Raw genomic sequence first — 24,040 nt, 5'->3', positions numbered from 1 at the left:
CGAGGATGGGCGCATCGCCCCGGTAACCCGTGGCCGCAACACTCCAGGGAGAGCATCATGTCCGACGCGCAGATCCTGCGTACCGTCCTCGACCGGTGGAAGTCGGCGGTCGACGCCCACGAACCGGACCGGGTCGCGTCGTACTTCACCGAAGACGCGATCTTCCAGGGGCTGCACCCGTACGCCGTCGGCCGTGCCGGGGTTGCCGCGTACTACGCCGCCCAGCCGCTCGGCCTGACCGCCGCCTATGAGATCCGGGAGATCCGGCGTCTCGCCGACGACCTGGTCCTCGGCTACCTGGAGGTGGAGTTCGGCTTCACCGACCGTCCGGCGCTGACGGTCCACCTGGGCGTGCTGCTGAGCCGAGCCGGAAACGACTGGCTCATCGCTCACTACCAGGTCTCAAGGCTGAACTGACCCAGCCCCGCGCCGCGCCCCCCGCGCGTCGATCATGGAGTTGTGGTGGTGGACGAAGGTCGCTCGTCCGCCCATATCGGGCACCACAACTCCATGATCGACGCGAACGGCGACCGGTGCCAGTCTCAGAGCTGGTCGGTGCCGAAGGTGTCGCAGGTCTTCGGGTCGCCGCTGTCGTGGCCCTGCTGGAACCAGCGCTGCCGCTGCTGCGAGGTGCCGTGGGTGAACGAGTCCGGGTTGACCTTCCCACCGGAGCGTTCCTGGATGCTGTCGTCGCCGATCGCCTCGGCGGCCTTCAGCGCCTCGGTGATGTCGCCCGGGGTGATCGACTTGAACAGCGGTTCCTGGCCGGTCTTGTCCTTGGTCTCGGTGGCGTGCTTGGCCCAGGCGCCGGCGTAGCAGTCGGCCTGCAACTCCAGCCGCACGGACGCGGAGCGGGGGCCGCTCTGGTCGCCCTGCCCGGCCTTCTCGTTGGTGCCGAGCAGGTTCTGGACGTGGTGGCCGTACTCGTGGGCGAGCACGTACGGCTGGGCGAACTCGCCCTTGGCGCCGAACCGGGAGGCCAGCTCCTCGTAGAAGGCCAGGTCGATGTAGACCTGCCGGTCGGCGGGGCAGTAGAACGGGCCGACGCCCGAGTCGGCCTGACCGCAGCCGGTGTTCACGGCGGCCTGGAAGTAGTTGGTGTCGGTCGGCTCGTACTTGCCCTTGCCCAGCTCCGGGTATGCCTCCTGCCAGTAGCCCTGGATGCTGTTGACGTAGGCCAGGTTGCGGCAGCGCAGGTCGTCGAAGCGGTCGGGGTTCTTGGTGGAGCACAGCTGCTCCAGGTCGGTGCCGCCGGCCTGCCCGCCCTCGTCGCCGTTTGTCATCGCGTTCAGGCCGAACCCGCCGCCGAGCAGTGCGACCAGCACAGCCACCACGATGCCGATCAGCCCGCCGCGACCACCGCCGCCGGGAAGTGGAATGCCGAGGCCACCGCCCCCTCCACCGCCCCGACCCCGGTCGTTGACCTGGGAGGTGTCGAGCTCGGCCCGCTCGTTGAGTTCCATGCTGACCCCGATCGCCGTATGCCGGTGAATGTCGTCTGAATGTCGTTCTGTCCTGTAAATGCCGGACGGGGTCCGGACAGCGCTTCCGGTACCCGATGATCTTGATCGGTAATCCGGGCGGTCCGCCCAGCGACGCCCGGTACACTTGTCGGGTGCTGCGCTGCGAAGGCTGAACCGCCCCGCGCCGTCGGGCCCCTTGAGCCCGCCGGCCGTTTCGCGTGCCCCGAGTCAGCCTTCCAGACCCCGAGAGCGAGCCCGAAAACATGATCACTGCCACCGGCCTGGAACTGCGTGCCGGTTCCCGGATCCTGCTGTCCGACACCACGCTGCGCGTACAGCCCGGTGACCGGATCGGCCTGGTCGGTCGCAACGGCGCCGGCAAGACCACCACGCTGAAGGTGCTCGCCGGCGAGGGCCAGCCGTACGGCGGCCAGATCGACCAGCGCAGCGCCATCGGCTACCTCCCACAGGACCCGCGCACCGGCGACCTGGAGGCGACCGGTCGCGACCGGGTGCTCTCCGCCCGCGGCCTGGACGTCCTGATGTCGCAGATGCAGGAGGTCGAGGCCCGCCTCGCCGAGGACGCCAGCGACAAGTTGGTCCGTCGCTACGGCGCGCTGGAGGACCAGTTCGCCGCCCTGGGTGGGTACGCGGCCGAGGCCGAAGCCGCCCGGATCTGCGCCAACCTCGGCCTGCCGGACCGGGCACTCGCGCAGACCATCGGCACCCTCTCCGGTGGTCAGCGCCGCCGCATCGAGCTGGCCCGGATCCTGTTCCGCGACGCGGGCGAGAACGGCGGCGGCATCCTGCTGCTCGACGAGCCGACCAACCACCTCGACGCCGACTCGATCACCTGGCTGCGCGGCTTCCTCGCCAACCACAAGGGCGGCCTGATCGTGATCTCCCACGACGGCGCCCTGCTGGAGTCGGTGGTCAACAAGGTCTGGTTCCTCGACGCCACCCGGTCGGTCATCGACGTCTACAACCTGGGCTGGAAGGCGTACCTGGAGGCACGCGAGACCGACGAGCGTCGCCGACGCCGGGAGCGGGCCAACGCGGAGAAGAAGGCCGGCGCCCTGATGGCGCAGGCCGACAAGATGCGGGCGAAGGCCACCAAGACCGTGGCCGCGCAGAACATGGCCCGCCGTGCCGAGAAGCTGATCTCCGGCCTGGAGGAGGTGCGGGTCTCCGACCGGGTGGCCAAGGTGCGATTCCCCAGCCCCGCGCCGTGCGGCAAGACCCCGCTCACCGCGACCGGCCTGTCCAAGTCGTACGGCTCGCTGGAGATCTTCACCGACGTCAACGTCGCGGTCGACCGCGGCTCCCGGGTGGCCATCCTGGGGCTCAACGGCGCCGGCAAGACGACCCTGCTGCGGATGCTCGGCGGTCTGCTCAGCCCGGACACCGGCGAGGTGCACGCGGGTCACGGCCTGCGGCTTGGCTACTACGCCCAGGAGCACGAGACGCTGGACGTGGAGCGGACGGTCCTGGAGAACATGCGTGCCGCCGCCGTCGAGCAGTCCGACACCGACCTGCGCAAGATCCTCGGTGCGTTCCTCTTCTCCGGTGACGACGTGAACAAGCCGGCCGGGGTGCTGTCCGGTGGCGAGAAGACCCGGCTGGCGCTGTCCACCCTGGTCTGTTCCGGCGCCAACGTGCTGCTGCTCGACGAGCCGACGAACAACCTCGACCCGGTCAGCCGGGAGCAGGTGCTCGACGCGATCGCCAACTACCCGGGTGCGATCGTCCTGGTCACCCACGACCCGGGCGCGGTGCTCGCGCTCAAGCCGGACCGCGCGATCCTGCTGCCCGACGGTGACGAGGACGCCTGGAGCGACGACCTGCTCGAGTTGGTCGAGCTGGCCTGACCGGCCCGGCCTGCCGCCGGCCCGGCCGTCGCGTCCTGCGGGCGGTCGACCGGGCCGTCCTCAGCCGAGCAGGTCGACCAGCCGGCCGAGCACACCGGAGCTGACCAGGATCAGCACGCCGATGCCGATGAAGATGGTCGGCACCAGCCAGTGGCCGGCGCGTTCGACCAGCCGGACCACCCGGGGGTGCCCGCCCAGCCAGGCGCCGGCGGCACACCACAGCGCGATGAGCAGCACGAAGACCAGGAGGAACACCGCGCTGTCGGCCGCGCCGAGGGCCCGGAAGACGGGTACGTAGACGGCCACGTTGTCGGCGCCGTTCGCGATCGTCACCCCGGCCACACCGAGCGTTCCGGTGACGACCGCGGGGGTGACGTCGTCGTCAGAGGCGCGCAGCGCGCGTACGCCCAGCGCGATCGGCAGCAGGCCGAGCAGCCCCGTCCACGGGTCCGGCACGACCAGCAGCCCCGCCGCGACCACCGCGCTGGCCAGCGCGAGCGCACCGATTCCAAGGTATTGACCAGCGACAATCTGCCAAGGGCGGGGTCGACCGGTGGTGCGCGCCGCGACGAAGAACAGGGTCAGGATGACGATGTCGTCGATGTCGGTCGCGGCGAAGACCACTGCTGCTCCGCCCGCGGTGCTCAACAGGTCGATCACGACCGAAGGCTACGGGTCGTCGGCAGGCGTCACCGTGCCGCGGTGGTACGCCCGGAGGCAGCGCGGGGGCCGATCGCCAGGATCACTCTATCGGGAAGCTGACATTGCATAGCGTGTCGGTTGGCGAAGAGTTGATATCTGGCGCATGATCGTTCGAGGCGGTCTAATAGGTGGGACCGTATCCGAACCGCACAGTCTGGGACGTGAGGACACAGCATGGCAGCCACTGGCACAGCCACCAGCACTGAGAAGGGTCGCCGGATCGTCGGAGCCGAGCGTCAGACGCTCGCCAAGGACCTGGTAAAGCGGTACACCTCGGGGGAGAGCATCCGCGCGTTGGCGGCCTCGACCGGCCGTTCCTACGGGTTCATCCACCGAGTACTCACCGAGTCCGGGGTGCAGCTGCGTCAGCGCGGTGGTGCCCGGCGCCGCAAGAAGGCGTGACCCGCCACTCAGCGTCGTCCAGCAGCGCCGCTCCCCGGGCCGTCCGGTGACCGCCGAGGCGACCGGGGTCCGGCTGACTTGCGACGGGCCGGTCGCCACGGTGACGTTGTGCCGGCCCGACGTGCTCAATGCTCAGACGCCGGCCATGTGGCGGGCGATGAGCGACTTCTCCCGCGACCTGCCCGGCGACGTGCGGGTGGTGGTGGTCCGGGGCGAGGGGCGTGCGTTCTCCGCCGGCCTCGACCTCGCGGTTGCTGGCGCGTCCGGCCCGGGCTCGTTCGCGGAGCTGGCCACGCTGCCCGAGCAGGAGTGCGCCGAGCGCATCGCGGAGTTCCAGGGCGGCTTCACCTGGCTGCACCGGCCGGACGTCATCTCCGTGGCGGCAGTGCAGGGTCACGCGATCGGTGCGGGCTTCCAGCTCGCCCTCGCCTGTGACCTGCGTGTCCTCGCCGCCGACGCGAAACTGTCGATGGCCGAGGTGACCCTCGGCCTCGTGCCCGACCTGGCCGGCACCAAACGGCTCGTCGAGCTGGTCGGTTACGCGCGGGCGCTGGAGATCTGCGCCACCGGCCGCCGGTTGGATGCCGCCGAGGCGGACCGGATCGGGCTGGCCAATCTGGTGGTGCCACCAGCCGAGCTGGACGGCGCGGTCCAGGACCTGACCGCTGGCCTGCTCTCCGGGGCCCGCGACGCGGTGGTGGAGATCAAGGCGTTGCTCGCCGGTGCGGCCGGCCGGTCGCACGCCGACCAGCAGCGCGCCGAGCGCGAGGCGCAGACCCGTCGGCTGCGCGACCTGGCCGGCCGGGGAGAATAGGTAAGGACCGCGCGGGAAGATCCGGGTTACGACCGAGGTTGTCACAGTCGTCGGGAGAATTGACCTGACGGCGCGGTCTGCCCGACGACCCGGAGGTGAGCGATGTCCAACCCGATGTCCGGAGGTGGCATGGCCGGGTGGAGCATGCTCCGGTCGATGCGCAACCGGGACGAGGTCTCCACCCACCGCCTGAAGCACGGGGTGGCCCGCCGCATCGTCGCCTTCGCCCAGCCCTACCGGCGCGACATCATCGTCTTCCTGGCCACCGTGGTGCTGGCCGCCATCATCGGCGTGGCCACCCCCGTGCTGGCCGGTGACGTGATCAACGCGATCAACCGGGGTGGCACCGAGGCCGGCCGGCTCGTGGTGCGGCTAGCCCTGTTCATCGCCGCGCTGGCTGTCGCCGACGCGCTGCTCTCCCTGGCCCAGCGGTGGTATTCGGCGCGCATCGGCGAGGGCATCATCTTCAACCTCCGCACCCGGGTCTACGACCACGTGCAGCGGATGCCGTTGCAGTTCTTCACCCGTACCCAGACCGGCGCCCTGGTCAGCAGGCTCAACAACGACGTGCTCGGCGCCCAGCGGGCGTTCACCTCCACCCTGTCCGGTGTGGTCAGCAACGTCATCCAACTGGTGCTCACCGCGGCGGTGATGTTCACCCTCTCCTGGCAGATCACCGCGCTGTCACTGGTGCTGCTGCCCATCTTCATCATTCCGGCCCGCCGGGTCGGTCGGCGGCTGGCCGACATCACCCGGGAGGCATACAACCTCGACGCCAAGATGAACGCGACCATGACCGAGCGGTTCGGGGTGGCCGGTGCGCTGCTGGTGAAGCTCTTCGGTCAGCCTGAGATCGAGGCCGGCCGGTTCGCCGGCCGGGCCGAGCGGGTCCGCGACATCGGCATCCAGTCCGCGATGTACTCCCGCACGTTCTTCGTGGCGATGCTGCTGGTCGCCTCGCTGGCGCAGGCGCTCACCTACGGTCTCGGTGGCTGGTTGGCGGTGACCGGCGGCGTCAGCGCGGGCACGGTCGTGACGCTCGCGTTGCTGCTCACCCGCCTGTACGGCCCGCTCACCGCGCTGTCCAACGTCCGGGTCGACGTGATGAGCGCCCTGGTCTCCTTCGACCGGGTCTTCGAGGTGCTCGACCTCAAACCGGGCATCGTGGAGAAGCCCGACGCGGTGCCGGTGCCCCGGGGCACCGGCCGGGTCGACTTCCGCGACGTGCGGTTCCGCTACCCGAGCGCCGCCGAGGTCTCCCTCGCCTCCCTGGAGGAGGTCGCCACACTGGACCGGACGGTCAACGAGCCGGTGCTCAAGGGAGTCTCGTTCAGCGTGGAGCCGGGGCAGATGGTCGCGCTGGTCGGCCCGTCCGGCGCCGGCAAGTCGACCCTGTCGATGCTGATCTCCCGGATCTACGACGTCACCGACGGCCAGGTGCTGGTCGGTGGGGTGGACGTACGCGACGCGACGCTCGCCTCCCTGCGGGACGAGATCGGTGTCGTCACCCAGGATTCGCACCTGTTCCACGAGACGATCGCCGAGAACCTGCGCTACGCCAAGCCCGACGCCACCGACGACGAGATCTGGGCCGCGTTGGCCGGCGCGCAGGTGGCCGACCTGGTCCGGGCGCTGCCCGACGGGCTGGACACCACCGTCGGGGAACGCGGCTACCGGTTCTCCGGCGGCGAGAAGCAGCGCATCGCGATTGCCCGGCTGCTGCTCAAGGCGCCGTCGATCGTGATCCTCGACGAGGCGACCGCCCACCTGGACTCGGAGAGCGAGGCGGCGGTGCAACGGGCGTTGTCGGTGGCGTTGACCGGGCGGACCGCCCTGGTGATCGCACACCGGCTCTCCACCGTGCGCGACGCCGACCAGATCCTCGTCCTCGACGGCGGCCGGATCGTCGAGCGAGGGCGGCACGACGAGTTGGTTGCCGTCGGCGGGCTCTACGCCGAGCTGTACCGCACCCAGTTCGCGGTCGCCGACTCGCCCACCCCGTTCGTCGACGCGACCGGGCCCGAGCCGGTGGTCATGCCGCTGGGCACCTACCGCGCCGACGAGGTGCTGCCGCCCGCCGCGGCCAACTGACGTCCCGCCGGCACCGGGCCGAGGTCCGTCGCGGTCAGCGCCGTTCGGGCAGGCCGGTCGCCACTCGCAGCTCGGCGAACGCCACACCCAGCGTGACCGGGGTGAAGTGCGCGTTCAGGCCGCTCGGGTTGGGCAGCACCCACAGCCGGGCGCCGGCCAGTGACTCCGGCTGCGGCCCGAAGGTGGCTTTCGGCCGCTGAAAACCGATCCGGTACGCGGTCACCCCCACCACCGCCACCCAACGCGGCTGGTAGCGGCCCACCTTGTCGGTCAGGATCGCGGCACCGTCGAGGAGTTCCTCGCTGCTCAGCTCGTCCGCGCGGGCGCTGGCCCGGGCGGCCATGTTGGTGATGCCAAGCCCGAGTGCGGGCAGCTCGTCCTGTTCGCTGGGGTGCAGCAGCCGGGGGCGAACCCGCCCCGGTGCAGCGCGGGCCAGAACCGGTTGCCGGGTCTGGCGAAGTGCCAGCCGGTCGCGGCCGACCAGAGGCCGGGGTTGATGCCGACGAAGAGCACCGCCAACCCCGGCGCGAGGACGTCGGGGATGGTCCGGTCAGCGGCCGCCGCCAGCTCCGCCCGGGTCGGACGAGTCGTCCGGGCCGCCGCCAGCTCCGCCCGGATCGGCTGGGCTGTCCCGGCCGCCGTCAGCTCTGCCTGGGTCGGCTGGGCCGTGCCGGGCGTCGCCGTCGGGTGACGATCGGCCAGGTCCCCGGGTTCCGGCGGCCGTCCGGTGTGCCGCGCGTTGATCGACTCGGGTTCCTGGAAGTCGGGGTGTCCTGGCCGCATCGACCGCCCGGTTTCCTGAAGGCCGAGTCGATCAACGGCCGGGTCGTCTGGCTGGGCCCGCTCGGGCGGCGTCACGGCACGGCCAGGTCGGCCCCCGGCGGGGGTCACAGCCCGCGCAGCGCGCCGCCGTCGACCGGGAGGGTGATCCCGGTGAGGTAGCTCGCGGCGGGGGAGAGCACGAACGCGGCCACCCGGCCGAACTCGGCGGGGTCGCCAAGGCGACGCAGCGGGATGGCGGCCTCCGCCTCGGTGCGGGCGCGTTCCGGGTCCCCGGTCGCGGCGAAGAGCTCCCGGTTGCGGTCGGTAAGGATCCGGCCCGGCAGCAGCCCGACCACTCGTACGCCACGCGGGCCGTAGTCGTCGGCGATGTCCTTCGCCGCCCCGACCAGGCCGGGCCGCAGACCGTTGGAGATGCCGAGGCCGGGCACCGGGCCTCGGGCCGAGGTGGAGAGCACCAGCCCGATCGCACCGCCCTCGGGCAGCGCGGCGGCAACCGTACGCACCGCGCGGATCGTGCCCAGGAAGACGGTCTCGAAGGACTGCCGCCACTGCTCGTCGCTGATCGCGGCGGCGTTGCCCGCCGGTGGCCCGCCGACCGAGATCAGCGCGCCGTCGAGCCGGCCGAAGTGCTCCCGGGCGGCGGCGACGAGCTGCTCCGGGGTCTCCGGGTCGGCCAGGTCGGCGGTCAGCCCGACGGCATGCTCGGGACCGCCGAGCTGCTGCGCGGCGGCGGCCACGGCATCCGGGTCCCGTGCCGAGAGGACCACCCGTGCCCCGTCGGCGACCAGGCACTGCGCGGTCGCGAAGCCCAGGCCGCGAGAGGCGCCGGTGAGGACGTACACATGGTCGGTCAGGCCTAGATCCATAAGGTCGATCCTGCCGCATCCGACACACCGTCGCCACCAACTGCGGGTGGACGCGAGGCGGGGCGCAGCAGACGTACCCGGCCGGCGATCTGCACCGCCACGGCGCCGGCGGCGCGGCCCACGGCCGGCAGCCGGCGCGGACGTGGCGCCCCGAGCCCGTCGTAGCGCAGGCGCGCCTCCCGGACGGCCAGTTCCTCGGCGGCGGCCGGGGGCAGCGCACCCTGTTCGCGCATCGCACGGGCCAGGTCCCAACCGTCGCGCAACGACCCGGCGGTTGGTCGCCCGGCTGCCCAGCCTGCGAAGGTCGTCGACCAGGTGGCGCCGAGGCCGGCGGCGAGCAGCGGCCAGTGTCGGGCCACCTCGCCGGCACGTTTGCGTCTCAGGGCCGCCCGGGTGGCGGCCAGTTGGGCCGGTGCGAACCCTGGCGGCGGCGGCCCTCCGGCGACCAGCGTCGCGACCAGTTCCGCCTGTCGCTGGGCGAGCCCACCGACATCGCCGGACGACCGCCTGCCGCGGTCGTCGCGTGGCTCGGTCATGTCACGGCCGGGAAGCCCGCGGCGGCGGCCAGGGCGTCCAGTTCGGCGCGCAGCTCGGCTGCCGGTGGATAGTGGCCGTCCCGTTCCAGCAGCAGCGCCGGCGGACGTTGTCGAGCGCAGAGCGCGCCGACCAGCTCCAGCACCGCCGCTGGCACCGGATCGGTGTGGGTGTCGTGGTAGAAACCGCCGTGCTCGGCGCCGCCGGCCACGTGGACGTACGCGACCCGCTCCAGCGGCAGACGGTCCAGCAACGCGAGCGGGTCGGTGCCCCGGTTGCAGGCGTTGGCGTGCACGTTCGCCACGTCCAGCAGCAACAGTGCGCCGGTCCGGTCGAGGATCTCGGTGAGGAAGTCCGCCTCGTCCAGCTCGTCGTCGGGCCACTCGACCAACGCGGCGATCGGTTCCAACGCGATCGGCACCGGCAGTTCGGCCTGCGCCCGCGCCACGTTGGCGCAGACCGCGTCGACCGCCTCCCGGCTGCGCGGCAACGGGAGCAGGTGCCCGGCCTCCAGGCCGCCGGCTCGGACGAACGCGATGTGCTCGCTGACCAGCGGTGCGCCGACCTGCTGCGCCACAGCGGCCAGGTGGGCGACCCGGGCCGGATCGACAGGCTCGGCGCCGCCGAGGGAAAGCCGCACCCCATGGGGTACGACAGTCACGCCGCGCTCCCGCAGCTGCGCAAGACCCGGCGGGAGCGGCCCGGACGAGGGCACCCCCTCGGCCACCACCTCCACGAAGCGCAGGCCGGGGAGCTCGGCCACGAAGCCGGCGATCTCCGGACGCCAGCCGATGCCGACTCCGGACGGGCCGGTCATCCGCCGCACCCCCCGCCACCGCCGCAGCCGCCACCACCACCGCCGCAGGAGCTGCCGCCGTCTCCACCGGAGCTGTCGCCTCCGGACGAACCGTCGGAGCCGCCCGTCCAGCCGCTGCCGGAAGCGGCCTGGCGCTGGATCTCGGCCTGCTCGGCGAAGCCGGGGTCGAGCGCCCAGAGCGAGGCGGTGCCGTACAGGGCCACGCCCATCGCCGCGCCGGCAGCTCCGTAGGTGGCGTAGGACGGCGCGGAGGCCGGAGCGAGGTGGGTGTGCTCGCGGCGTACACCGCGCAGCGTGGACCGACCGGCCCGGGTGAGCACGGGCGCCCGGCGCAGCACCAAGGTGACGATCAGGAGCGCAACAAGGGCCAGCAGCAGGTAACCGACCGGGCGACCGCTGAACAGACCGGAGACCAACCGGAGCACGCCGAGGCCCAGCAGAGCGATCAGGATCGTGGTCCAGAAGCGGGCACGCGCGCGTTGCGCGTCGTCGGTCAGCAGACCCCGCTGCTCCAGGCCGTTGCGGATCTGGTGCAGCGCGACACGTACGCGCTCGTCCTGCGGCAGGTCCCCGACCCGGGCGTGCTGATGCGCGGCCCAGTGGATGGCCTGGTCCAGTGGGGTGAGCCCGGTCGGCGCGACCCCGCTGGTGGTCAGTCGACGGTCCGGCCGCACGCCGATCGCGCCGCTGCCGCGCAGTCCGCCCAACGCGGCGTGTACGGCGAGTCGGGGTCCACCGTTGAGGTACGCGACCTGCTGCGGCCCGAGTGGATCGGCGGTCATGGCAGCGGTCGACGCGGCCGCCAGACGGACCCGGTGGTACACCGCGACGGCCACCACCAGAGCGGCTGCCACCAGGTAGTACCGGAGAAAGGTCGGGCCGGAGATGCCCCAGGTGTCGCCGGACGCGGCGTGGACGATCATCGACTGCTCCTGTCACCGGAGGGATGCGCGGCCCCATTGTGGAGCAGCCTCGCCACGGTCGGCCCTCGGGTGTACGGGCGGTCAGTGGCGGCGGACCGCCTCCTCGACCAGGTCGAGCACCGGGCCCAGGTCACCGGCCGGTCGGCCCATGGCCAGGTGCAGCACCAGGCCGTCGTAGGCCAGCTCCAGGAACTGGGCCAGCACGTCGATGGGGACGTCTTCGCGCAGCACCCCGGCGTCGCGCTGGCGGGCCAGTCGGTCCCGGGTCGCCTCGGCGATAGCGGCGGACCGCTCGGCCCATCGACGGGCGAACGCCGGGTCGGTGCGCAGGCGGCGGGAGACCTCCAGTTGGCTGCCCAGCCAACCGGTGGTGTCCGGTGAGACGGCGCGGGCGAGCAGGTCGCGCATCACCTGCACCAGACCGTTGCGGGCCACTGTCTCGACCATGGCCGCGGCGTCGTCCTCGGCGACGGCCAGGAAGAGCGAGTCCTTGTCCCGGAAGTGGTGGAAGATGGCGCCGCGGGACAGGCCGGTGGCCTCCTCGAGGCGGCGTACGGTCGCCCCCTCGTAGCCGAGCCGGGCGAAACACGCCCGGGCAGCGGCGAGGATCTCCCGCCGACGCGCGTCGAGCTGGTCCTGGCTTACTCTGGGCACGCGTCGATCGTCGCAGGTCAACCCAGGGCATGCAAACCGTACGTACGGCTTGGGATATCGCCGACTACCCTCGCCTGGTGACCCCGCCGCAGACCGTGCCCACCGCCCCGCTGACCGTGGCCACCGTTCAGGCCACCCCGACGCCGGGTGACGTCGCCGGCAACGCGGTCACCGCCGCCGACCTGGTCCGCCGAGCCGGTGACCAGGGCGCCCGGGTGGCCGTCCTGCCGGAGCTGTTCCTCTGCGCGTACCACCCGCCGAGCCTTGCCGCCGACCCGGTCGGCACGGACGTCGCGGCCGACCCGGCCGGTGCGGTCGCGGATCCCCGGCTCGACCCGCTGCGCGCCGCGGCGCGCGAGGCCGGTGTCACCGCGCTGGTCGGCGCCGCCGCCCGACACCCGGACGGCCGGCGGACCATTGCCGCGCTGGTCATCGACCGGACCGGCGCGGTGCGGGTCGGGTACGACAAGCAGCAGCTCTGGGGCGACGAACGCGAGCTGTTCAGCGCGGGCGACCGGGGTGCCACGCTGCTCGTCGACGACTGGCGGCTCGGGCTGGGCATCTGCTACGACGGCTGTTTCCCGGAACACGGCCGGGCCGCTGCCCTCGACGGCGCGCACGGCTACCTGTGCCCCAGCGGATACCTGGCCGGCTCCGAGCACCGCCGGGACCTCTACTACGCCGCCCGAGCCCTGGACAACACGATGTTCGTGGTCTTCGCCAACGCGGTCGGCGGCGTCGACCCGTGGCGGTTCAACGGCGGCGCGGCGATCTACGACCCGCAGGGCCGGGTGCTGGCCCGGGGCGCCGACGACGGCACGGAGGTGCTGGTGGCGACCCTGGATCCCGCCGTGCTCGCGGCCACCCGGGCGGCCCATTCGATGCTCGCCGATCGCCTGCCGAACCAGGGCGGCACCCGGGTGTCGATGTCCGGCTGAACCCGTCGTCAGGTGGATACCCGCCGGACCTGTTGGCGAACACGTCGGTCCCGTAGGGTGCCCGAGTGCCACTGCTCCTGCTGGACCTGGACAACACCCTGCTGGATCGGGCCGGGCCGTTCCGCCGCTGGGGTGAGCGCTTCCTGGACGGCATCGGCGCGCCCCACACCGACATCGACTGGCTGCTCTCGATCGACGCCGACGGTCTGACCGACCGCTGGGATCTCGCCGACGCCATCCGGGACCGCTACGAGCTACGCATCCCCTCGATCGACCTGGTGGAGGAGCTGCACGACGGGGTGGTGGCGCAGACCCGGCTCGACCCGCTGACCGCCTGCGCGCTGCGGATCGCCGACGACGCCGGTTGGGTGCCGGTGGTGGTCTGCAACGGCACGGTACGCGTCGAGGACGCCAAGATTCGCCGGACCGGCCTGGACCAGTACGTCGCGGACTGGGTGATCTCCGAGGAAGCCGGCGTCAGCAAGCCCAACCCGCGGATCTTCGCGCTCGCCGCCCAGCGGGTCCGGATGCCGCTGCGGGGCGCCTGGGTGGTCGGCGACAGCCCGGAGGCGGACATCGGCGGTGCTGCTGCCGTCGGTCTGCCCAGCGTCTGGCTGCACCGGGGGCGCACCTGGACCGACGGCCGGTTCGCCCCGAGCCACACAGTGGACGGGTTGATCGCCGCGGTCGCCACAGTCCTGGCCCGCTGACGCCCGCGGCGCGGCGCCGCGTCACGCCGTCCGCGCCGCCTTGCGTCGCGTCAAGATCCGCACAGTTTCCCTGATGGTGCTGCCTCCGCGCGCTTGGAGGCAGCACCATCAGGGATGTTGCGTGGATCTTGATCCGACCGCGTGACGGCGGCTCGGTAATTCGGTTGACCGGCTGCCGTGGGGCCGCGAGCATTGTCAGCGCATCGTGCATCCCGGGCGTGGGCCCGGTCGTGGAGAGGAGGTCGGTCATGGCCGTCTTCGCAGGTCGCTTCCAGCTGCCTATCTCAGCCTCGACCAAGGGAACCTCACCACAGTGCGCGATCACGACTTTCCGGCGCTTGAGCGCCGGAGCCGCGGCAAGAGCCGCTTTGACGACGACGAATCACAGTTTCTGAAGCGCGGGCGGCCCACCGAGCCGCCCGCGGACCCCGACACCGAGCCTGACCCGGACACCGGCGAGCGCTGGTCGTCCTGGGACGACGCCGTGCACGGGCCCGAGCCGCACCCGGAATGGCTGGTCACCGAGCTGGCCGCCCGGGACACCGAGCTGGGTGTGCTGAAGACCGGCAAGGAGGCGGACGTCCACCTCGTGCGCCGGGCGGTGCCCGACACCGACCGGTCCTGCCTGCTGGCGGCCAAACGCTATCGCGACCCCGAGCACCGGCTGTTCCACCGGGACGCCGGCTACCTGGAGGGCCGTCGTGTGCGCCGGTCCCGGGAGAACCGGGCGATGGCCGGCCGGACGGCGTTCGGCCGACAGATGATCGCCGGGCAGTGGGCCGCGGCCGAGTTCGACGCCCTGGCCCGGCTCTGGGAGATCGGTGCCGGGCACGACCGGATCGCCGTGCCGTACCCGGTGCAGCTGCGGGGCACCGAGCTGATGTTGGAGTTCGTCGGCGACGCCGAGTCGGGGGAGGCGGCGCCCCGGCTGGCCCAGCTGCGACCCGGCCCGACCGAGCTGCGCGACCTGTGGGCCCAGCTGGTGGAGGCGCTGCGGGTGCTGGCCCGGGCCGGTTACGCGCACGGCGACCTGTCGCCGTACAACCTGCTCGTGCACCAGGGGCGGCTGGTCGTGATCGACCTGCCGCAGGTGGTCGACGTGGTGGCAAACCCGCAGGGGCCGGAGTTCCTGGCCCGCGATGTGCGGGTGGTCGGCACCTGGTTCGCGGCCCGGGGTCTGCCCGCCGAGCAGGTCGACCCGGGCACGTTGACCGGGGAGTTGCTGCGTGAGGCGGGCATCCGCTGATCAGTGCGGGTCGGGCGGTCGGACCGCCCGACCCGCCGCGTCGGTCATTGCAGGTAGCGCTCCACCTCGGGCTTGGGGCGTTCGCCCTGTGCGTCCGGGTCGCCGTGGGTCTCCCGGGCGGCCCGCCGACGGCGCAGCAGGTCCCAGCACTGGTCGAGGGATTCCTCGAGGGCGCGCAGTCGCTCGCTTGCCTCGCCCTCGGTGCCGGCCTCGTGGGCCTGGGCGTCCGCGCGCAGCTTGTGTTCCTCGTCGACCAGTTCGGAGATCCGGTTCAGGATGGTCTTGTCGTCCATGCTCCTGAGCCTGGCACAGCGCCCCACGACGCGCCTGGCTTCGTGTGCCGACAGTGGGGTCAGACCACGATCGGTGAGTCCGCCCATACTGGCAGCAACATGTCAATGTGGCCTTTTTCACGCCCATCCCCAGGTCGGCCCGCATGTCGCCCGACGTGGGGCTTCACCTGCGCAATCTTTTGAGTCGGCCACGCGGCCCGGATCCGGCACGGCCGTCGTCCCCTCAATGCGAGAAATACTCCAGATCCGTCCCATGGCAAAGCAGTTTCATGGATGGGATGCTCGCCCGGATGGTCACGCGCCATCAACAAGGCAGCACGGAGCGCAACCCGCTGTGCCGCCGGAAAGGACGGATCCGTGCAGGTGAAAGATGGCTGAGTCGACCGCCCCCGCGTACCGCCAGCCGCACGTCGCCACCCTGCGACGCACCTTTCCCAAGCTGCTCCGGGACCCACTGGGCACGTTGGTCGGGCTTGCCGACGCGTCGCCCGGGCAGGTCGTCAAACTCAACCTGGGCACGATCCGGCCGTACCTGGTCGTCGAGCCCGCACACGTCCAGCACGTGCTGCGCGACAACGCCGCCAACTACACGCGGGCCGGCGATGGCATGTTGTGGAAGTCGGTCAAGAAGATCGCCGGTGACGGCATCCTCGCCGAAGGCCCGGACTGGGAGGCGAGTCGCCGACGGCTCCAGCCGCACTTCACCGCGAAGCGGATCGACTCGGTGGCGGACGGTCTGAGCCGGGCGATCAGCGATGCGGTCGACGAGTTGAACGTCCCGGCGCGAAACGGCGAACCGGTCGACGCGGCCAGCGAGATCTCGAGGATCATCTGCCAGGCCGTCATCCGGGTCTTCTTCGGCGACAAGATCTCCGTCGCCGACGGTGTGCGGATCGTCGCGGAACAGAACACCGTGGCGACCGCACTGCGCTTCCGGCTGCTCATCCCGTTCCTGCCGGACGCCGTGCCGGTGCCCGGCGACCGCGCACTGCGGCGGGCGGTCCGGAACATCGACAGCATTATGCTGCCGTTGGTCCGTGCCGAGCGATCCCGCGACGACGGAGGCGACGACTTCGTCGCGTCGCTGGCCCGGGGCCGTGACGCGCACGGCCACAAGGTCGACGACCAGCAGGTACGCGACGATCTGGTGTCGATCTTCGTGACCGCCACCGAGACCACCTACACGGCGCTCACCTGGATCTTCCCGCTGCTGGAGCAACTGCCCGACGTCGCCGCGCGGCTCTACGCGGAGATTGATCGTGTGGTCGGCCCCGGAGACGTGATCAGCCGCGAACAGCTTGGCGAGCTGCGCTACACCCGGATGGTGCTGGACGAACTCGTCCGTGCCTACCCATCCGGCTGGTTGGTGCCGCGGACCGCGATCGCCGACGACCTCATCGGCGGCACCCGGGTCAGGGCCGGTGACACGATCATCCTGAGTCCGTACGTGACCCAGCGGCTGGCCCGCTTCTGGGATCGGCCGACGGTCTTCGACCCGGAGCGCTTCGCCCCCGACGCCCCCCGACGCGCCCACCGGTACGCCTACTACCCGTTCGGGGGCGGCGCCCACCAGTGCATCGGCCAGTACTTCTTCCAGGTCGAGGCGCCACTGATCGTGGCGACGCTGCTCAGCCGCTTCCGGTTCCGGCTCTGCACGCCCGGGCTGCCATCGCCGCGGCTCGCCGCGACGCTCCGACCAGGGGAACGGGTGCCTCTGCTGCTCACCCCCCATCGGCAACCGGCCCTGGCCTAGCGGGTGGCACAACGACAAGTGGTCGAGGACGCACTTCAGCAGGCCGCCGAGCACGGGCGCGTCTGTGCCCTGGCCGCTCAGGGCCAACGTGACCTGCAACGGTGCCTGGCCGCCCATCCGGACCTCTTCGCCGAGGGGCCCTTCGATGGCGCTCTGACCAGCAGCATCGCGTTGGCCATCGCGTTCAGCGCGCCCTGGTGCGAGGCAGCCGAGCTGCGTCTGACCAACCGGGCGGTGCTCTGGGGGTTCGCGCTGGACTGGCAGGTGGACCGGCTGGCCACCTCTGCCGTCGAGCTTGACCGACTGGTGCGCCAGCAGCTTCTCGTCGCGGACGGCGCGGCCGCGACGACGGACGACCCGCTGGGTCACCTCCTCGCCGATCTTCTCGCCGACCTGGCCGCCGAGCCGGCCTTCGCCGAACTGGGCGGGGTGTGGCGGGCGGCGGCCCGGCGGACCCTGCACGCGATGCGGCAGGAGTGGCAGTGGAAGACGGCGATGCGGGACAACCTCCAGCCGCGGCCCACCCTCACCGAGTACCTGAACAACGCGGACAACCTGGCCTGCACCGTCGTGAACGTCGTGCACTGGATTCGCACCGGCGGGGCCGACACGGAGGCGGGGCTCGACCGGCTGGTCCTCGCCAGTGACGCGGTGCAACGCGCTCTTCGGCTGGTCAACGACCTGAGCACCTACGAGCGGGACCTCCGCTGGGACGACCTGAACGCGATCATGCTGGTGGAGGACCGGGCAGTGGTGGAGCAGGAGTTGGCGCGCCTGGTCACTGAGGCGACCGACCTGCTCGGCGAGTTGCGGGCCGACTCCCCGAGGGAGGCGGCATACCTGACCCGACAGCTCGGCTACACCACAGGCTTCTACCGGAGCACCGACTTCTGGGGTGTGTCGTGAGCACTGAGGCACTGACCCGGGACCCCGGCGGTGCGAAGGATTCCGGGTCGACGCGCGCCGTCGACGAGCTGATTGCCGAGCTGAGCCGGCACCCGTCCGGTCGCACATCCGCGTCGCCGTACGAGACTGCCCGTCTGGTCTCCCTGGCACCCTGGCTGCCCCGACACGCCGACCGGATCCAGTACCTGCTCGCCGGGCAGCGCCCGGACGGAGGTTGGGGCGGGCCGGAAGGGTACGCCCTGGTACCCACCCTGAGCGCCGTGGAGGGGCTGCTCGCGGCCTCGCTGAACGACGAGCCGGTGGGCTGGTCCCCGGCGGCGGCGCACGACGCGATCGACAGGGCGCTACGCCTGCTGTTCGACCGGCTGGCCGGCCCCTCGACCTGTCCCGTGCCGGACCTGCCGGCCGCCGACCTGATCGTCCCGGCAATGGTCGACCGGATCGCCGACCACCTCGCCGATCCGCCGACGTGGTTGGCCCACTGGCGAGGCGTCGGCCCGCCGCCGATGCCCGCGGGCATGGATCGGCAGCGACTCGACCGGGTACGCCTGCTGGTCGGATCCGGTCGGCCGATTCCGCCGAAGCTGCTGCACGCGCTGGAGATCCTCGGGCCGGCCGCCCGGCAAGCGGCAGGTGTCACCGCCACCGCCGCCGGCCCGGTCGGAGCCTCGCCGGCCGCCACCGCCGCGTGGCTCGGTGACCCCGACGGTACTCAATCCGCCGCGCTGGACTACCTGACCCGGGCGCTCGGCGAGCACGGCGGAGCGGTTCCGTGTGCCACACCGATCACCGTGTTCGAACGGTCGTGGGTGCTGAGCACCCTGGCACGGGCGGGTGTGCTCCCGACGGCGCCGGCGCAACTGGTTACCGGGCTGCGCGACGCCCTTGGGCCGGACGGCGCGGCCACCGGGCCGGGGCTGCCCACCGACGCCGACACGACGGCGGTGACGCTCTACACACTGGCCCTCCTGGGCCACCCGACCGATCCGACGTGCCTGCGGCGGTTCGACACCGGGGAGCACTTCGGCACCTGGCAGGGCGAGGACGGCGCGTCGGTGACCACGAACGCGCACGTGTTGGAGGCGTTCGGGCGATGCCTCGGCGGCGACGACCCGGCCGCGGCACCGGTGCTGCGCCGGCTCACCGGCTGGCTGATCGACCACCAGCACACCGACGGTCGATGGACGGACCGTTGGCACGCCTCGCCCTACTACGCCACCTACTGCGTGGTGCTCGCACTGCGGGAGTACGGCGGTCCGTCGGCCGACGCGGCGCTGCGGCGGGCCGTCTCGTGGGTGCTCGAGAATCAGCGGGCCGACGGGTCGTGGGGACGATGGCAGGGCACGGCGGAGGAGACCGCCTACGGCCTGCTGGTGTTGCTGGCAGTGCCACCGTCATCCACGACTCGTGACGCAACGGTCGCCGCTGCTCACCGTCTGTCCACAATGCAAGACGAGGCCATTGAGAGTCCACTGTGGCATGACAAGGACCTCTACCATCCGGTACTGATCGTACGAGCGGCGGTGGTGGCTGCCCGGGCGGCGGCTGCGGTACGGGTGAACGGTTCCGCCCATATGCCAGCAAGCCGCTGGACTGCATCGCTTGAGTGAAATTCCGGACACTGCTAGCGTGCGCCGGGCCGGGGGCTGGCTCATTCAGCCAATCGAAACGGTCGAGGGACGGGTGGGATGGCTTCCCGCAGTGCAAGTTTGCGCACCAAGATTGTGGCCCTGCTGGTCTCACTCGCCGCGCTCTGGGCGTTCGCGGCGTGGGTGACCCTGCGCGACGGGTTCAACGTGCTCGGTGTGCAGACGCTTGACGCGCAGGTCGCCCAACCCAGTGAATCGCTGTTCACTGAGCTCCAGCGGGAGCGCCGGTTGTCGGTGGCCTACCTTGGACGCCGCGACCCGGGCATGGTGCAGCAGTTGCAGGCCCAGCACGAGCGCAGCGAGAAGGAGTCCGCCGCCTTTGCCGAGGCGTCCCGCAACTGGCGCGCCCGATTCGCGTCGAGCGACGAGCTGATCACGCGGATCGACGCGGTGATCACCCGGCTGGATGGGCTCGGCCAGATGCGGGAGGCCGTTGTCGCCGGCACGGTGGACCGGGCTGGCGCGGCGGCGGCGTACACCGGGGTCCTCGATGGGCTCTTCCGGGTCTACGGGGCCATGGGTCAGCTCGACGACGAGCAGATCGCCAAGGACACCGTCACCCTTACTCAGCTGTTCCGCGTGCGTGAGCTGATGTCGCAGGAGGACGCCCTCTTCGCCGGCGTCGCGGCGGCGGGTCGAATCAGCGACAAGGAGGCAGCCCAGTTCGCGCACCTGGTGGGCGCGCAGCGGTTCCTCGTCTCCGAGGCCCTGGCCGAACTGCCCGAGGCCGACCGCCAGCGGTACCTCCAGATGACCGAAGGGCCGGCCTTCACCAAGCTCCAAGCGCTTGAGGACCGCCTGGTCGCCAGCGCTCGACCCAACGCCCCTCTGCCGGTCGCCGCCGACGACTGGCAGGCAGCCCTCGCTCCCGCTCTGGAGGAGCAGGAGGCCGTCGTGCTGGTCGGTGGGGACGAGCTGGTCCAGCGGGCCACCCCGGTCGCGATCTGGGTCGTCATCCGGCTGGTGCTCGCCGCCGGCCTCGGTCTGCTCGCCGTCATCGCCTCCATCGTCGTCTCGATCACCACGGCCCGGGCCCTGCTGCGTCAGCTGGAACGGTTGCGCCAGGCCGCCTGGCAGCTCGCCGACGAGCGGCTGCCCCGGGTGGTGGAGCGCCTGGGTCGCGGCGAGGAGGTCGACGTGGCCACCGAGGCGCCTCCCCTCGATTTCGGCAACGACGAGGTCGGCCAGGTCGGCAAGGCGTTCAACGCTGTGCAGGAGACCGCCCTGCGTACCGCCGTCGAGCAGGCCGAGCTGCGGCGCAACGTCCGCGAGGTCTTCCTCAGCCTGGCCCGGCGTACCCAGGCGTTGGTGCACCGCCAGCTCACCCTGCTGGACGCGATGGAACGGCGCGAGCACGACGCGGAGGAGCTGGAGGATCTGTTCCGGGTCGACCACCTGGCCACCCGGATGCGGCGTAACGCGGAGAACCTGATCGTCCTCTCCGGCTCGACCCCGGGCCGGGCCTGGCGGCGCAACGTGCCGATGGTCGACGTGGTGCGCGGCGCGGTGGCCGAGGTCGAGGACTACACCCGGGTCAACGTGCTGCCGCTCGGCCCGGTCTCGCTGGCCGGCCGTGCCGTCGGTGACGTCATCCACCTGCTCGCCGAGTTGATCGAGAACGGTCTCTCGTTCTCCCCGCCGCACACCACGGTGGAGGTTCGTGGCCAGCTGGTGGCCAACGGTTTCGCCATCGAGATCGAGGACCGGGGCCTCGGCATGAGCGAGGACGACCTGGCCGCCGCGAACGACCGCATCGTCGACCAGTCGGAGCTGAACCTCGCCAACGCCGCGCGGCTCGGGCTCTACGTGGTGAGCCGGCTGACCGAGCGGCACGGCGTGCGGGTCCGGCTCAAGGAGTCGGCGTACGGCGGCACCACGGCCGTCGTGCTGATCCCGGCGGAGCTGATCCCGGAGGCCGCGGACGCGGAGACCTCCGGCGGGATCCGGACCGGTTCGCCGGCGATCCCGCTGCCCGCGCGGCCGACCGCCCCCTCCGACAGTGTCCGCCCGGCCACCCTGGCGCTGGCCGCGCGGCCGACGGCACCGGGAACGCCCGACTCGGACACACCGCAGGTCACGACCGAGGCGCGGATCGCCACCGGGACGGATCAGGCCGACGGTGCCGAGGCGGACGCGTTGCCCACCCGGCGACGGACGACGCTGGCCACCGGGACGCCGGCCACCGGGACGCCGGAGCTGCCCACGCGGGTCCGGCGCACCCAGGGGCAGCCGGCACTGGAGGGCCCGACGTTGCCCACCGGCCTGCCCGCGGTCAACGGCGCGCGGCCGACGGCCGGCACGGACCCCACGGAGTCGGACGTTAACGGTGACGACAGGCCCGGACCGGAGCGTGCCGAGGCGGACCGGACGAACGCGGGCCTGCCGGTCCGGGTCCGGCAGGCGAGCATTGCGCCGGAGTTGCGCGACGAGCCCGCGACGGAGAGCGACCACGACGACGTGGTACGCCAGCCGGAGCAGGTGCGCAAGATGATGAGTTCCTACCAGACCGGCACGCGGCGTGGTCGGACCGACGCGGCGCGGCTGCTGGGAGGCGCCTCCGACGCCCAACCGGCGGCGACGCCGGAGCCGGCCGAGGATCCGGACGTGACCTGACCGGCTGCCGGTGATGCGGTCTCCGCGCAGCGTGACGGTCAACCCCAGACGAGTACGGCGACAACGCCGGGCGAGAAGAGGACGACGAAGTGGCCCAGAAGACGGCTTCGAGTGCCGACCTGACGTGGTTGCTGGATGACCTGGTGGGCCGGGTGAAACAGGCGGAGCACGCGGTCGCCCTCTCCAGCGACGGCCTGTTGATGGCCGCCTCCCGAGGGTTGAGCCGGGACGACGGCGAGCACCTCGCAGCGATGGCGGCGGGGATCCAGAGCCTGGCCCGGGGCGCCGGTAAGCGCTTCGGTGGCGGGCAGGTGCAGCAGACCATCATCGAGATGCAGTCGTCGTTCCTGTTCGTCACCGCGGCCGGCCGCAACGCCTGTCTGGCGGTGCTGGCCAGCGATGAGGCCGACGTCGGCCTCATCGCCTACGAGATGGCGATGCTCGTCACCCGCGTCGGCAAGTACGTCGCATCCCCGTCCCGGGGAGCTGAGCAGCCGGCCAGCGAGAGGTAGCGGCATGACGGTGCAGGGTGAGGCAGCGGACCATCAGTGGGTGGACGACCATGCGGGTCCGGTCGTGCGCCCGTACGCCATGACGCGCGGTCGGGCCCGCCCCGTCACCGGCACGTTCGACCTGATCTCCCTGGTCACCGCGACCCGAGCCGAGGTCACGCCGGAGGTCGGTATCGGCCCGGAACATCTGGCGATCGTCGGGCTGTGCCAGCGCATACAGTCCGTCGCCGAGATAGCCGCCCATCTCGACCTGCCGGTGGGCACCATTCGGGTGCTCCTCGGTGATCTGGCGGCCCGCAGCCTGGTCCAGGTCCGCGAGCCGCAGACCACGGCCGGTCTTCCCGACAACAGCATCTTCGAGGCGGTAATCAATGGACTACGGGCACTCTGACCGGCCGGCGGGAGCCCCCCACTGCCCACCGCGATCAAGATCCTGGTGGCAGGTGGATTCGGCGTGGGCAAGACCACGATGGTCGGCGCGGTGAGCGAGACCCGACCGTTGCGCACCGAGGAGGTGCTGACGGAGTCGGGGGTCGGCATCGACGACCTGTCCGGGGTGGAAGGCAAGACCACCACCACGGTGGCCATGGACTTCGGCCGCATCACCATCAGCGACGACCTGGTGCTGTACCTGTTCGGCACGCCCGGCCAGGACCGGTTCTGGTTCGTCTGGGACGAGTTGGCACTGGGGGCGATCGGCGCTGTGGTGCTGGCCGACACCCGTCGGCTCGCCGACTGCTTCCCGTCGATCGACTACTTCGAGGGTCGGGGCACGCCGTTCGTGGTCGCGGTGAACTGCTTCGAGGGCTCCCGGACGTACCAGCTCGACGAGGTGCAGACCGCGCTGAACCTGGACCCGGGTGTGCCGGTGCTGCTCTGCGACGCCCGGCAACGGGAGTCCAGCAAGGAGGTGCTCGTCACGCTGATGGAGCACGCCATGAAGACCCGCGAGGCCCGCCGCCGCGCCGCCGGAGGAAACTGACCGAGATTTTTTGCGGAAGGGTGTCCGGAACGCTCCCGCCCGATCGTCATGCTGGCGACACCCCGAGAAACCAGGGAGCGACCAGATGAAGTACATGATGTTCGTTTGCAGCGACACCGAGCCGGACAACGACCCGACGGAACTCCCGACATCCACAAGTGGGTGGCGGAGAACGACGCCCGTGGTCGCCGCCTCACCGGCAACGTGCTGGCTCCGACCACCGCGGCCACCACGGTCCGGGTACGCGGCGGTGAACTGCTCGTCTCCGAGGGGCCGTTCGCGGAGACCATGGAGGTGATCGTGGGCTTCGACCTGCTCGACTGCGCGGACCTGGACGAGGCGATCGAGGTGGCGCGGACGCACCCGATGGCCCGCGAAGGGCGGCTGGAACTGCGCCCGTTCGCGGACCTGTCCGCCTGACGAGTTGTCCACACCGCAGCGCCGGCCGGTACGCCCGCCCGCACCGGCCGGCGCGGTAGCGCCCGCACCGGCCGGCGCGGTAGCGCCCGCACCGGCCGGCG

At 71.7% G+C, this 24,040-nt stretch carries 26 protein-coding genes and 1 pseudogene; 17 read left to right on the top strand and 10 right to left on the bottom strand.

The genetic code is table 11. From position 1 onward, the window contains the following. Positions 1 to 57 precede the first annotated feature (57 nt). Positions 58 to 417, top strand: coding sequence for a YybH family protein (locus tag AC3CF1_RS09675; RefSeq protein ID WP_354983101.1), 360 nt, complete (start codon positions 58 to 60; stop codon positions 415 to 417). Positions 418 to 542: 125 nt separating this feature from the next. Here the strand turns inward: AC3CF1_RS09675 and ypfJ are convergent, their stop codons facing one another. After that, on the bottom strand, positions 543 to 1,463 hold the full coding sequence (ypfJ, locus tag AC3CF1_RS09670) for a KPN_02809 family neutral zinc metallopeptidase (RefSeq protein WP_141910425.1): 921 nt from the start codon (positions 1,461 to 1,463) through the stop codon (positions 543 to 545). Between the two features lie 263 nt (positions 1,464 to 1,726). On the opposite strand from ypfJ, the gene AC3CF1_RS09665 reads away from it, so the two are divergent. Next, positions 1,727 to 3,331 carry an ABC-F family ATP-binding cassette domain-containing protein gene (locus AC3CF1_RS09665; protein WP_088949228.1) on the top strand — a complete coding sequence of 535 codons (1,605 nt, stop codon included), beginning with the start codon at positions 1,727 to 1,729 and terminating at the stop codon, positions 3,329 to 3,331. A gap of 60 nt (positions 3,332 to 3,391) precedes the next feature. Here AC3CF1_RS09665 and AC3CF1_RS09660 read toward each other — a convergent pair whose 3' ends face one another. Further along, on the bottom strand, positions 3,392 to 3,991 hold the full coding sequence (locus AC3CF1_RS09660) for a cadmium resistance transporter (protein WP_210794355.1): 600 nt from the start codon (positions 3,989 to 3,991) through the stop codon (positions 3,392 to 3,394). Positions 3,992 to 4,207: 216 nt separating this feature from the next. Between AC3CF1_RS09660 and AC3CF1_RS09655 the strand changes: the two genes are divergently transcribed. The 3 genes from AC3CF1_RS09655 to AC3CF1_RS09645 all read left to right on the top strand — a co-directional run bounded on the left by AC3CF1_RS09655 (position 4,208) and on the right by AC3CF1_RS09645 (position 7,340). Then, a complete protein-coding gene (locus tag AC3CF1_RS09655; protein WP_007462679.1) occupies positions 4,208 to 4,435 on the top strand; it encodes a helix-turn-helix domain-containing protein in 228 nt (75 codons plus the stop codon). Between the two features lie 46 nt (positions 4,436 to 4,481). Continuing rightward, the gene (locus tag AC3CF1_RS09650) at positions 4,482 to 5,249 is read left to right on the top strand and encodes an enoyl-CoA hydratase/isomerase family protein (protein WP_488450158.1); all 768 of its coding nucleotides are present in this window, start codon (positions 4,482 to 4,484) and stop codon (positions 5,247 to 5,249) included. Positions 5,250 to 5,363: 114 nt separating this feature from the next. Then, on the top strand, positions 5,364 to 7,340 hold the full coding sequence (locus AC3CF1_RS09645) for an ABC transporter ATP-binding protein (RefSeq protein ID WP_172862217.1): 1,977 nt from the start codon (positions 5,364 to 5,366) through the stop codon (positions 7,338 to 7,340). A 34-nt stretch (positions 7,341 to 7,374) separates the two neighbouring features. On the opposite strand, the gene AC3CF1_RS09640 is transcribed toward AC3CF1_RS09645, so the two are convergent. After that, on the bottom strand, positions 7,375 to 7,683 hold the full coding sequence (locus tag AC3CF1_RS09640; RefSeq protein WP_488450156.1) for a uracil-DNA glycosylase family protein: 309 nt from the start codon (positions 7,681 to 7,683) through the stop codon (positions 7,375 to 7,377). After that, positions 7,647 to 7,853, bottom strand: a complete 207-nt coding sequence (locus tag AC3CF1_RS09635; protein WP_488452060.1) for a uracil-DNA glycosylase family protein — start codon at positions 7,851 to 7,853, stop codon at positions 7,647 to 7,649. Before AC3CF1_RS09635 ends, AC3CF1_RS09640 begins: the two co-directional genes overlap by 37 nt. Before the next feature lie 28 nt (positions 7,854 to 7,881). Between AC3CF1_RS09635 and AC3CF1_RS09630 the strand changes: the two genes are divergently transcribed. Continuing rightward, positions 7,882 to 8,031 (top strand): hypothetical protein, encoded by a 150-nt coding sequence (locus AC3CF1_RS09630; RefSeq protein WP_488452159.1) that lies wholly within the window; start codon positions 7,882 to 7,884, stop codon positions 8,029 to 8,031. 196 nt (positions 8,032 to 8,227) lie between these two features. On the opposite strand, the gene AC3CF1_RS09625 is transcribed toward AC3CF1_RS09630, so the two are convergent. The 5 genes from AC3CF1_RS09625 to AC3CF1_RS09605 all read right to left on the bottom strand — a co-directional run bounded on the left by AC3CF1_RS09625 (position 8,228) and on the right by AC3CF1_RS09605 (position 11,917). Beyond that, positions 8,228 to 8,989: an SDR family oxidoreductase gene (locus AC3CF1_RS09625; RefSeq protein WP_141910422.1), complete on the bottom strand. Its 762-nt coding sequence runs from the start codon at positions 8,987 to 8,989 to the stop codon at positions 8,228 to 8,230. After that, positions 8,980 to 9,525: an SCO6045 C-terminal-like domain-containing protein gene (locus tag AC3CF1_RS09620; RefSeq protein WP_488450154.1), complete on the bottom strand. Its 546-nt coding sequence runs from the start codon at positions 9,523 to 9,525 to the stop codon at positions 8,980 to 8,982. Before AC3CF1_RS09620 ends, AC3CF1_RS09625 begins: the two co-directional genes overlap by 10 nt. Beyond that, the gene (locus AC3CF1_RS09615) at positions 9,522 to 10,340 is read right to left on the bottom strand and encodes an MbnB/TglH/ChrH family RiPP precursor modification enzyme (RefSeq protein ID WP_488450152.1); all 819 of its coding nucleotides are present in this window, start codon (positions 10,338 to 10,340) and stop codon (positions 9,522 to 9,524) included. The genes AC3CF1_RS09620 and AC3CF1_RS09615 overlap by 4 nt, the downstream gene beginning before the upstream one ends. Beyond that, on the bottom strand, positions 10,337 to 11,263 hold the full coding sequence (locus AC3CF1_RS09610; RefSeq protein ID WP_488450150.1) for a TIGR04222 domain-containing membrane protein: 927 nt from the start codon (positions 11,261 to 11,263) through the stop codon (positions 10,337 to 10,339). Before AC3CF1_RS09610 ends, AC3CF1_RS09615 begins: the two co-directional genes overlap by 4 nt. A gap of 81 nt (positions 11,264 to 11,344) precedes the next feature. Beyond that, on the bottom strand, positions 11,345 to 11,917 hold the full coding sequence (locus tag AC3CF1_RS09605) for a TetR/AcrR family transcriptional regulator (protein WP_088949222.1): 573 nt from the start codon (positions 11,915 to 11,917) through the stop codon (positions 11,345 to 11,347). A gap of 77 nt (positions 11,918 to 11,994) precedes the next feature. On the opposite strand from AC3CF1_RS09605, the gene AC3CF1_RS09600 reads away from it, so the two are divergent. The 3 genes from AC3CF1_RS09600 to AC3CF1_RS09590 all read left to right on the top strand — a co-directional run bounded on the left by AC3CF1_RS09600 (position 11,995) and on the right by AC3CF1_RS09590 (position 14,811). Beyond that, the gene (locus AC3CF1_RS09600) at positions 11,995 to 12,855 is read left to right on the top strand and encodes a carbon-nitrogen hydrolase family protein (protein ID WP_488450148.1); all 861 of its coding nucleotides are present in this window, start codon (positions 11,995 to 11,997) and stop codon (positions 12,853 to 12,855) included. 65 nt (positions 12,856 to 12,920) lie between these two features. Further along, positions 12,921 to 13,565, top strand: a complete 645-nt coding sequence (locus AC3CF1_RS09595) for an HAD family hydrolase (RefSeq protein ID WP_088949220.1) — start codon at positions 12,921 to 12,923, stop codon at positions 13,563 to 13,565. Positions 13,566 to 13,878: 313 nt separating this feature from the next. Continuing rightward, positions 13,879 to 14,811 (top strand): serine protein kinase RIO, encoded by a 933-nt coding sequence (locus AC3CF1_RS09590; protein ID WP_488450146.1) that lies wholly within the window; start codon positions 13,879 to 13,881, stop codon positions 14,809 to 14,811. 44 nt (positions 14,812 to 14,855) lie between these two features. On the opposite strand, the gene AC3CF1_RS09585 is transcribed toward AC3CF1_RS09590, so the two are convergent. Then, a complete protein-coding gene (locus tag AC3CF1_RS09585; protein WP_088949218.1) occupies positions 14,856 to 15,104 on the bottom strand; it encodes a DUF2630 family protein in 249 nt (82 codons plus the stop codon). Positions 15,105 to 15,474: 370 nt separating this feature from the next. Between AC3CF1_RS09585 and AC3CF1_RS09580 the strand changes: the two genes are divergently transcribed. The 8 genes and pseudogenes from AC3CF1_RS09580 (at position 15,475) to AC3CF1_RS09545 (ending at position 23,939) form a co-directional block, all read left to right on the top strand. Continuing rightward, the gene (locus AC3CF1_RS09580; protein ID WP_354983109.1) at positions 15,475 to 16,857 is read left to right on the top strand and encodes a cytochrome P450; all 1,383 of its coding nucleotides are present in this window, start codon (positions 15,475 to 15,477) and stop codon (positions 16,855 to 16,857) included. Between the two features lie 3 nt (positions 16,858 to 16,860). Continuing rightward, on the top strand, positions 16,861 to 17,763 hold the full coding sequence (locus AC3CF1_RS09575) for a terpene synthase family protein (RefSeq protein ID WP_488450143.1): 903 nt from the start codon (positions 16,861 to 16,863) through the stop codon (positions 17,761 to 17,763). Then, positions 17,760 to 19,373, top strand: coding sequence for a prenyltransferase/squalene oxidase repeat-containing protein (locus AC3CF1_RS09570; RefSeq protein ID WP_488450141.1), 1,614 nt, complete (start codon positions 17,760 to 17,762; stop codon positions 19,371 to 19,373). Before AC3CF1_RS09575 ends, AC3CF1_RS09570 begins: the two co-directional genes overlap by 4 nt. Positions 19,374 to 19,472: 99 nt before the next feature. Continuing rightward, complete coding sequence (locus AC3CF1_RS09565; protein ID WP_488450139.1) at positions 19,473 to 22,025, top strand: sensor histidine kinase; 2,553 nt, start codon at positions 19,473 to 19,475, stop codon at positions 22,023 to 22,025. 89 nt (positions 22,026 to 22,114) lie between these two features. Continuing rightward, positions 22,115 to 22,537, top strand: coding sequence for a roadblock/LC7 domain-containing protein (locus AC3CF1_RS09560; protein WP_328372323.1), 423 nt, complete (start codon positions 22,115 to 22,117; stop codon positions 22,535 to 22,537). A gap of 4 nt (positions 22,538 to 22,541) precedes the next feature. Beyond that, a complete protein-coding gene (locus tag AC3CF1_RS09555) occupies positions 22,542 to 22,928 on the top strand; it encodes a DUF742 domain-containing protein (RefSeq protein ID WP_179780069.1) in 387 nt (128 codons plus the stop codon). Continuing rightward, positions 22,909 to 23,519 (top strand): annotated as a pseudogene (locus AC3CF1_RS09550) (GTP-binding protein). Before AC3CF1_RS09555 ends, AC3CF1_RS09550 begins: the two are co-directional and overlap by 20 nt. A gap of 162 nt (positions 23,520 to 23,681) precedes the next feature. Continuing rightward, positions 23,682 to 23,939, top strand: a complete 258-nt coding sequence (locus AC3CF1_RS09545; protein ID WP_488450136.1) for a YciI family protein — start codon at positions 23,682 to 23,684, stop codon at positions 23,937 to 23,939. Positions 23,940 to 24,040: the final 101 nt, after the last annotated feature.

It is taken from the genome of Micromonospora sp. MGP-C2 (assembly GCF_057766525.1).
Note: the sequence above shows the minus strand (reverse complement) of the source record. Positions and strands in the feature narration are given on the sequence as shown.

Coding starts and splice junctions, on each gene's coding strand:
- AC3CF1_RS09675 (WP_354983101.1), top strand. CDS start 58: ATGTCCGACGCGCAGATCCTGCGTACCGTCCTCGACCGGTGGAAGTCG.
- ypfJ (WP_141910425.1), bottom strand. CDS start 1,463: ATGGAACTCAACGAGCGGGCCGAGCTCGACACCTCCCAGGTCAACGAC.
- AC3CF1_RS09665 (WP_088949228.1), top strand. CDS start 1,727: ATGATCACTGCCACCGGCCTGGAACTGCGTGCCGGTTCCCGGATCCTG.
- AC3CF1_RS09655 (WP_007462679.1), top strand. CDS start 4,208: ATGGCAGCCACTGGCACAGCCACCAGCACTGAGAAGGGTCGCCGGATC.
- AC3CF1_RS09645 (WP_172862217.1), top strand. CDS start 5,364: ATGTCCGGAGGTGGCATGGCCGGGTGGAGCATGCTCCGGTCGATGCGC.
- AC3CF1_RS09640 (WP_488450156.1), bottom strand. CDS start 7,683: ATGGCCGCCCGGGCCAGCGCCCGCGCGGACGAGCTGAGCAGCGAGGAA.
- AC3CF1_RS09630 (WP_488452159.1), top strand. CDS start 7,882: ATGGTCCGGTCAGCGGCCGCCGCCAGCTCCGCCCGGGTCGGACGAGTC.
- AC3CF1_RS09625 (WP_141910422.1), bottom strand. CDS start 8,989: ATGGATCTAGGCCTGACCGACCATGTGTACGTCCTCACCGGCGCCTCT.
- AC3CF1_RS09620 (WP_488450154.1), bottom strand. CDS start 9,525: ATGACCGAGCCACGCGACGACCGCGGCAGGCGGTCGTCCGGCGATGTC.
- AC3CF1_RS09615 (WP_488450152.1), bottom strand. CDS start 10,340: ATGACCGGCCCGTCCGGAGTCGGCATCGGCTGGCGTCCGGAGATCGCC.
- AC3CF1_RS09610 (WP_488450150.1), bottom strand. CDS start 11,263: ATGATCGTCCACGCCGCGTCCGGCGACACCTGGGGCATCTCCGGCCCG.
- AC3CF1_RS09585 (WP_088949218.1), bottom strand. CDS start 15,104: ATGGACGACAAGACCATCCTGAACCGGATCTCCGAACTGGTCGACGAG.
- AC3CF1_RS09580 (WP_354983109.1), top strand. CDS start 15,475: ATGGCTGAGTCGACCGCCCCCGCGTACCGCCAGCCGCACGTCGCCACC.
- AC3CF1_RS09555 (WP_179780069.1), top strand. CDS start 22,542: ATGACGGTGCAGGGTGAGGCAGCGGACCATCAGTGGGTGGACGACCAT.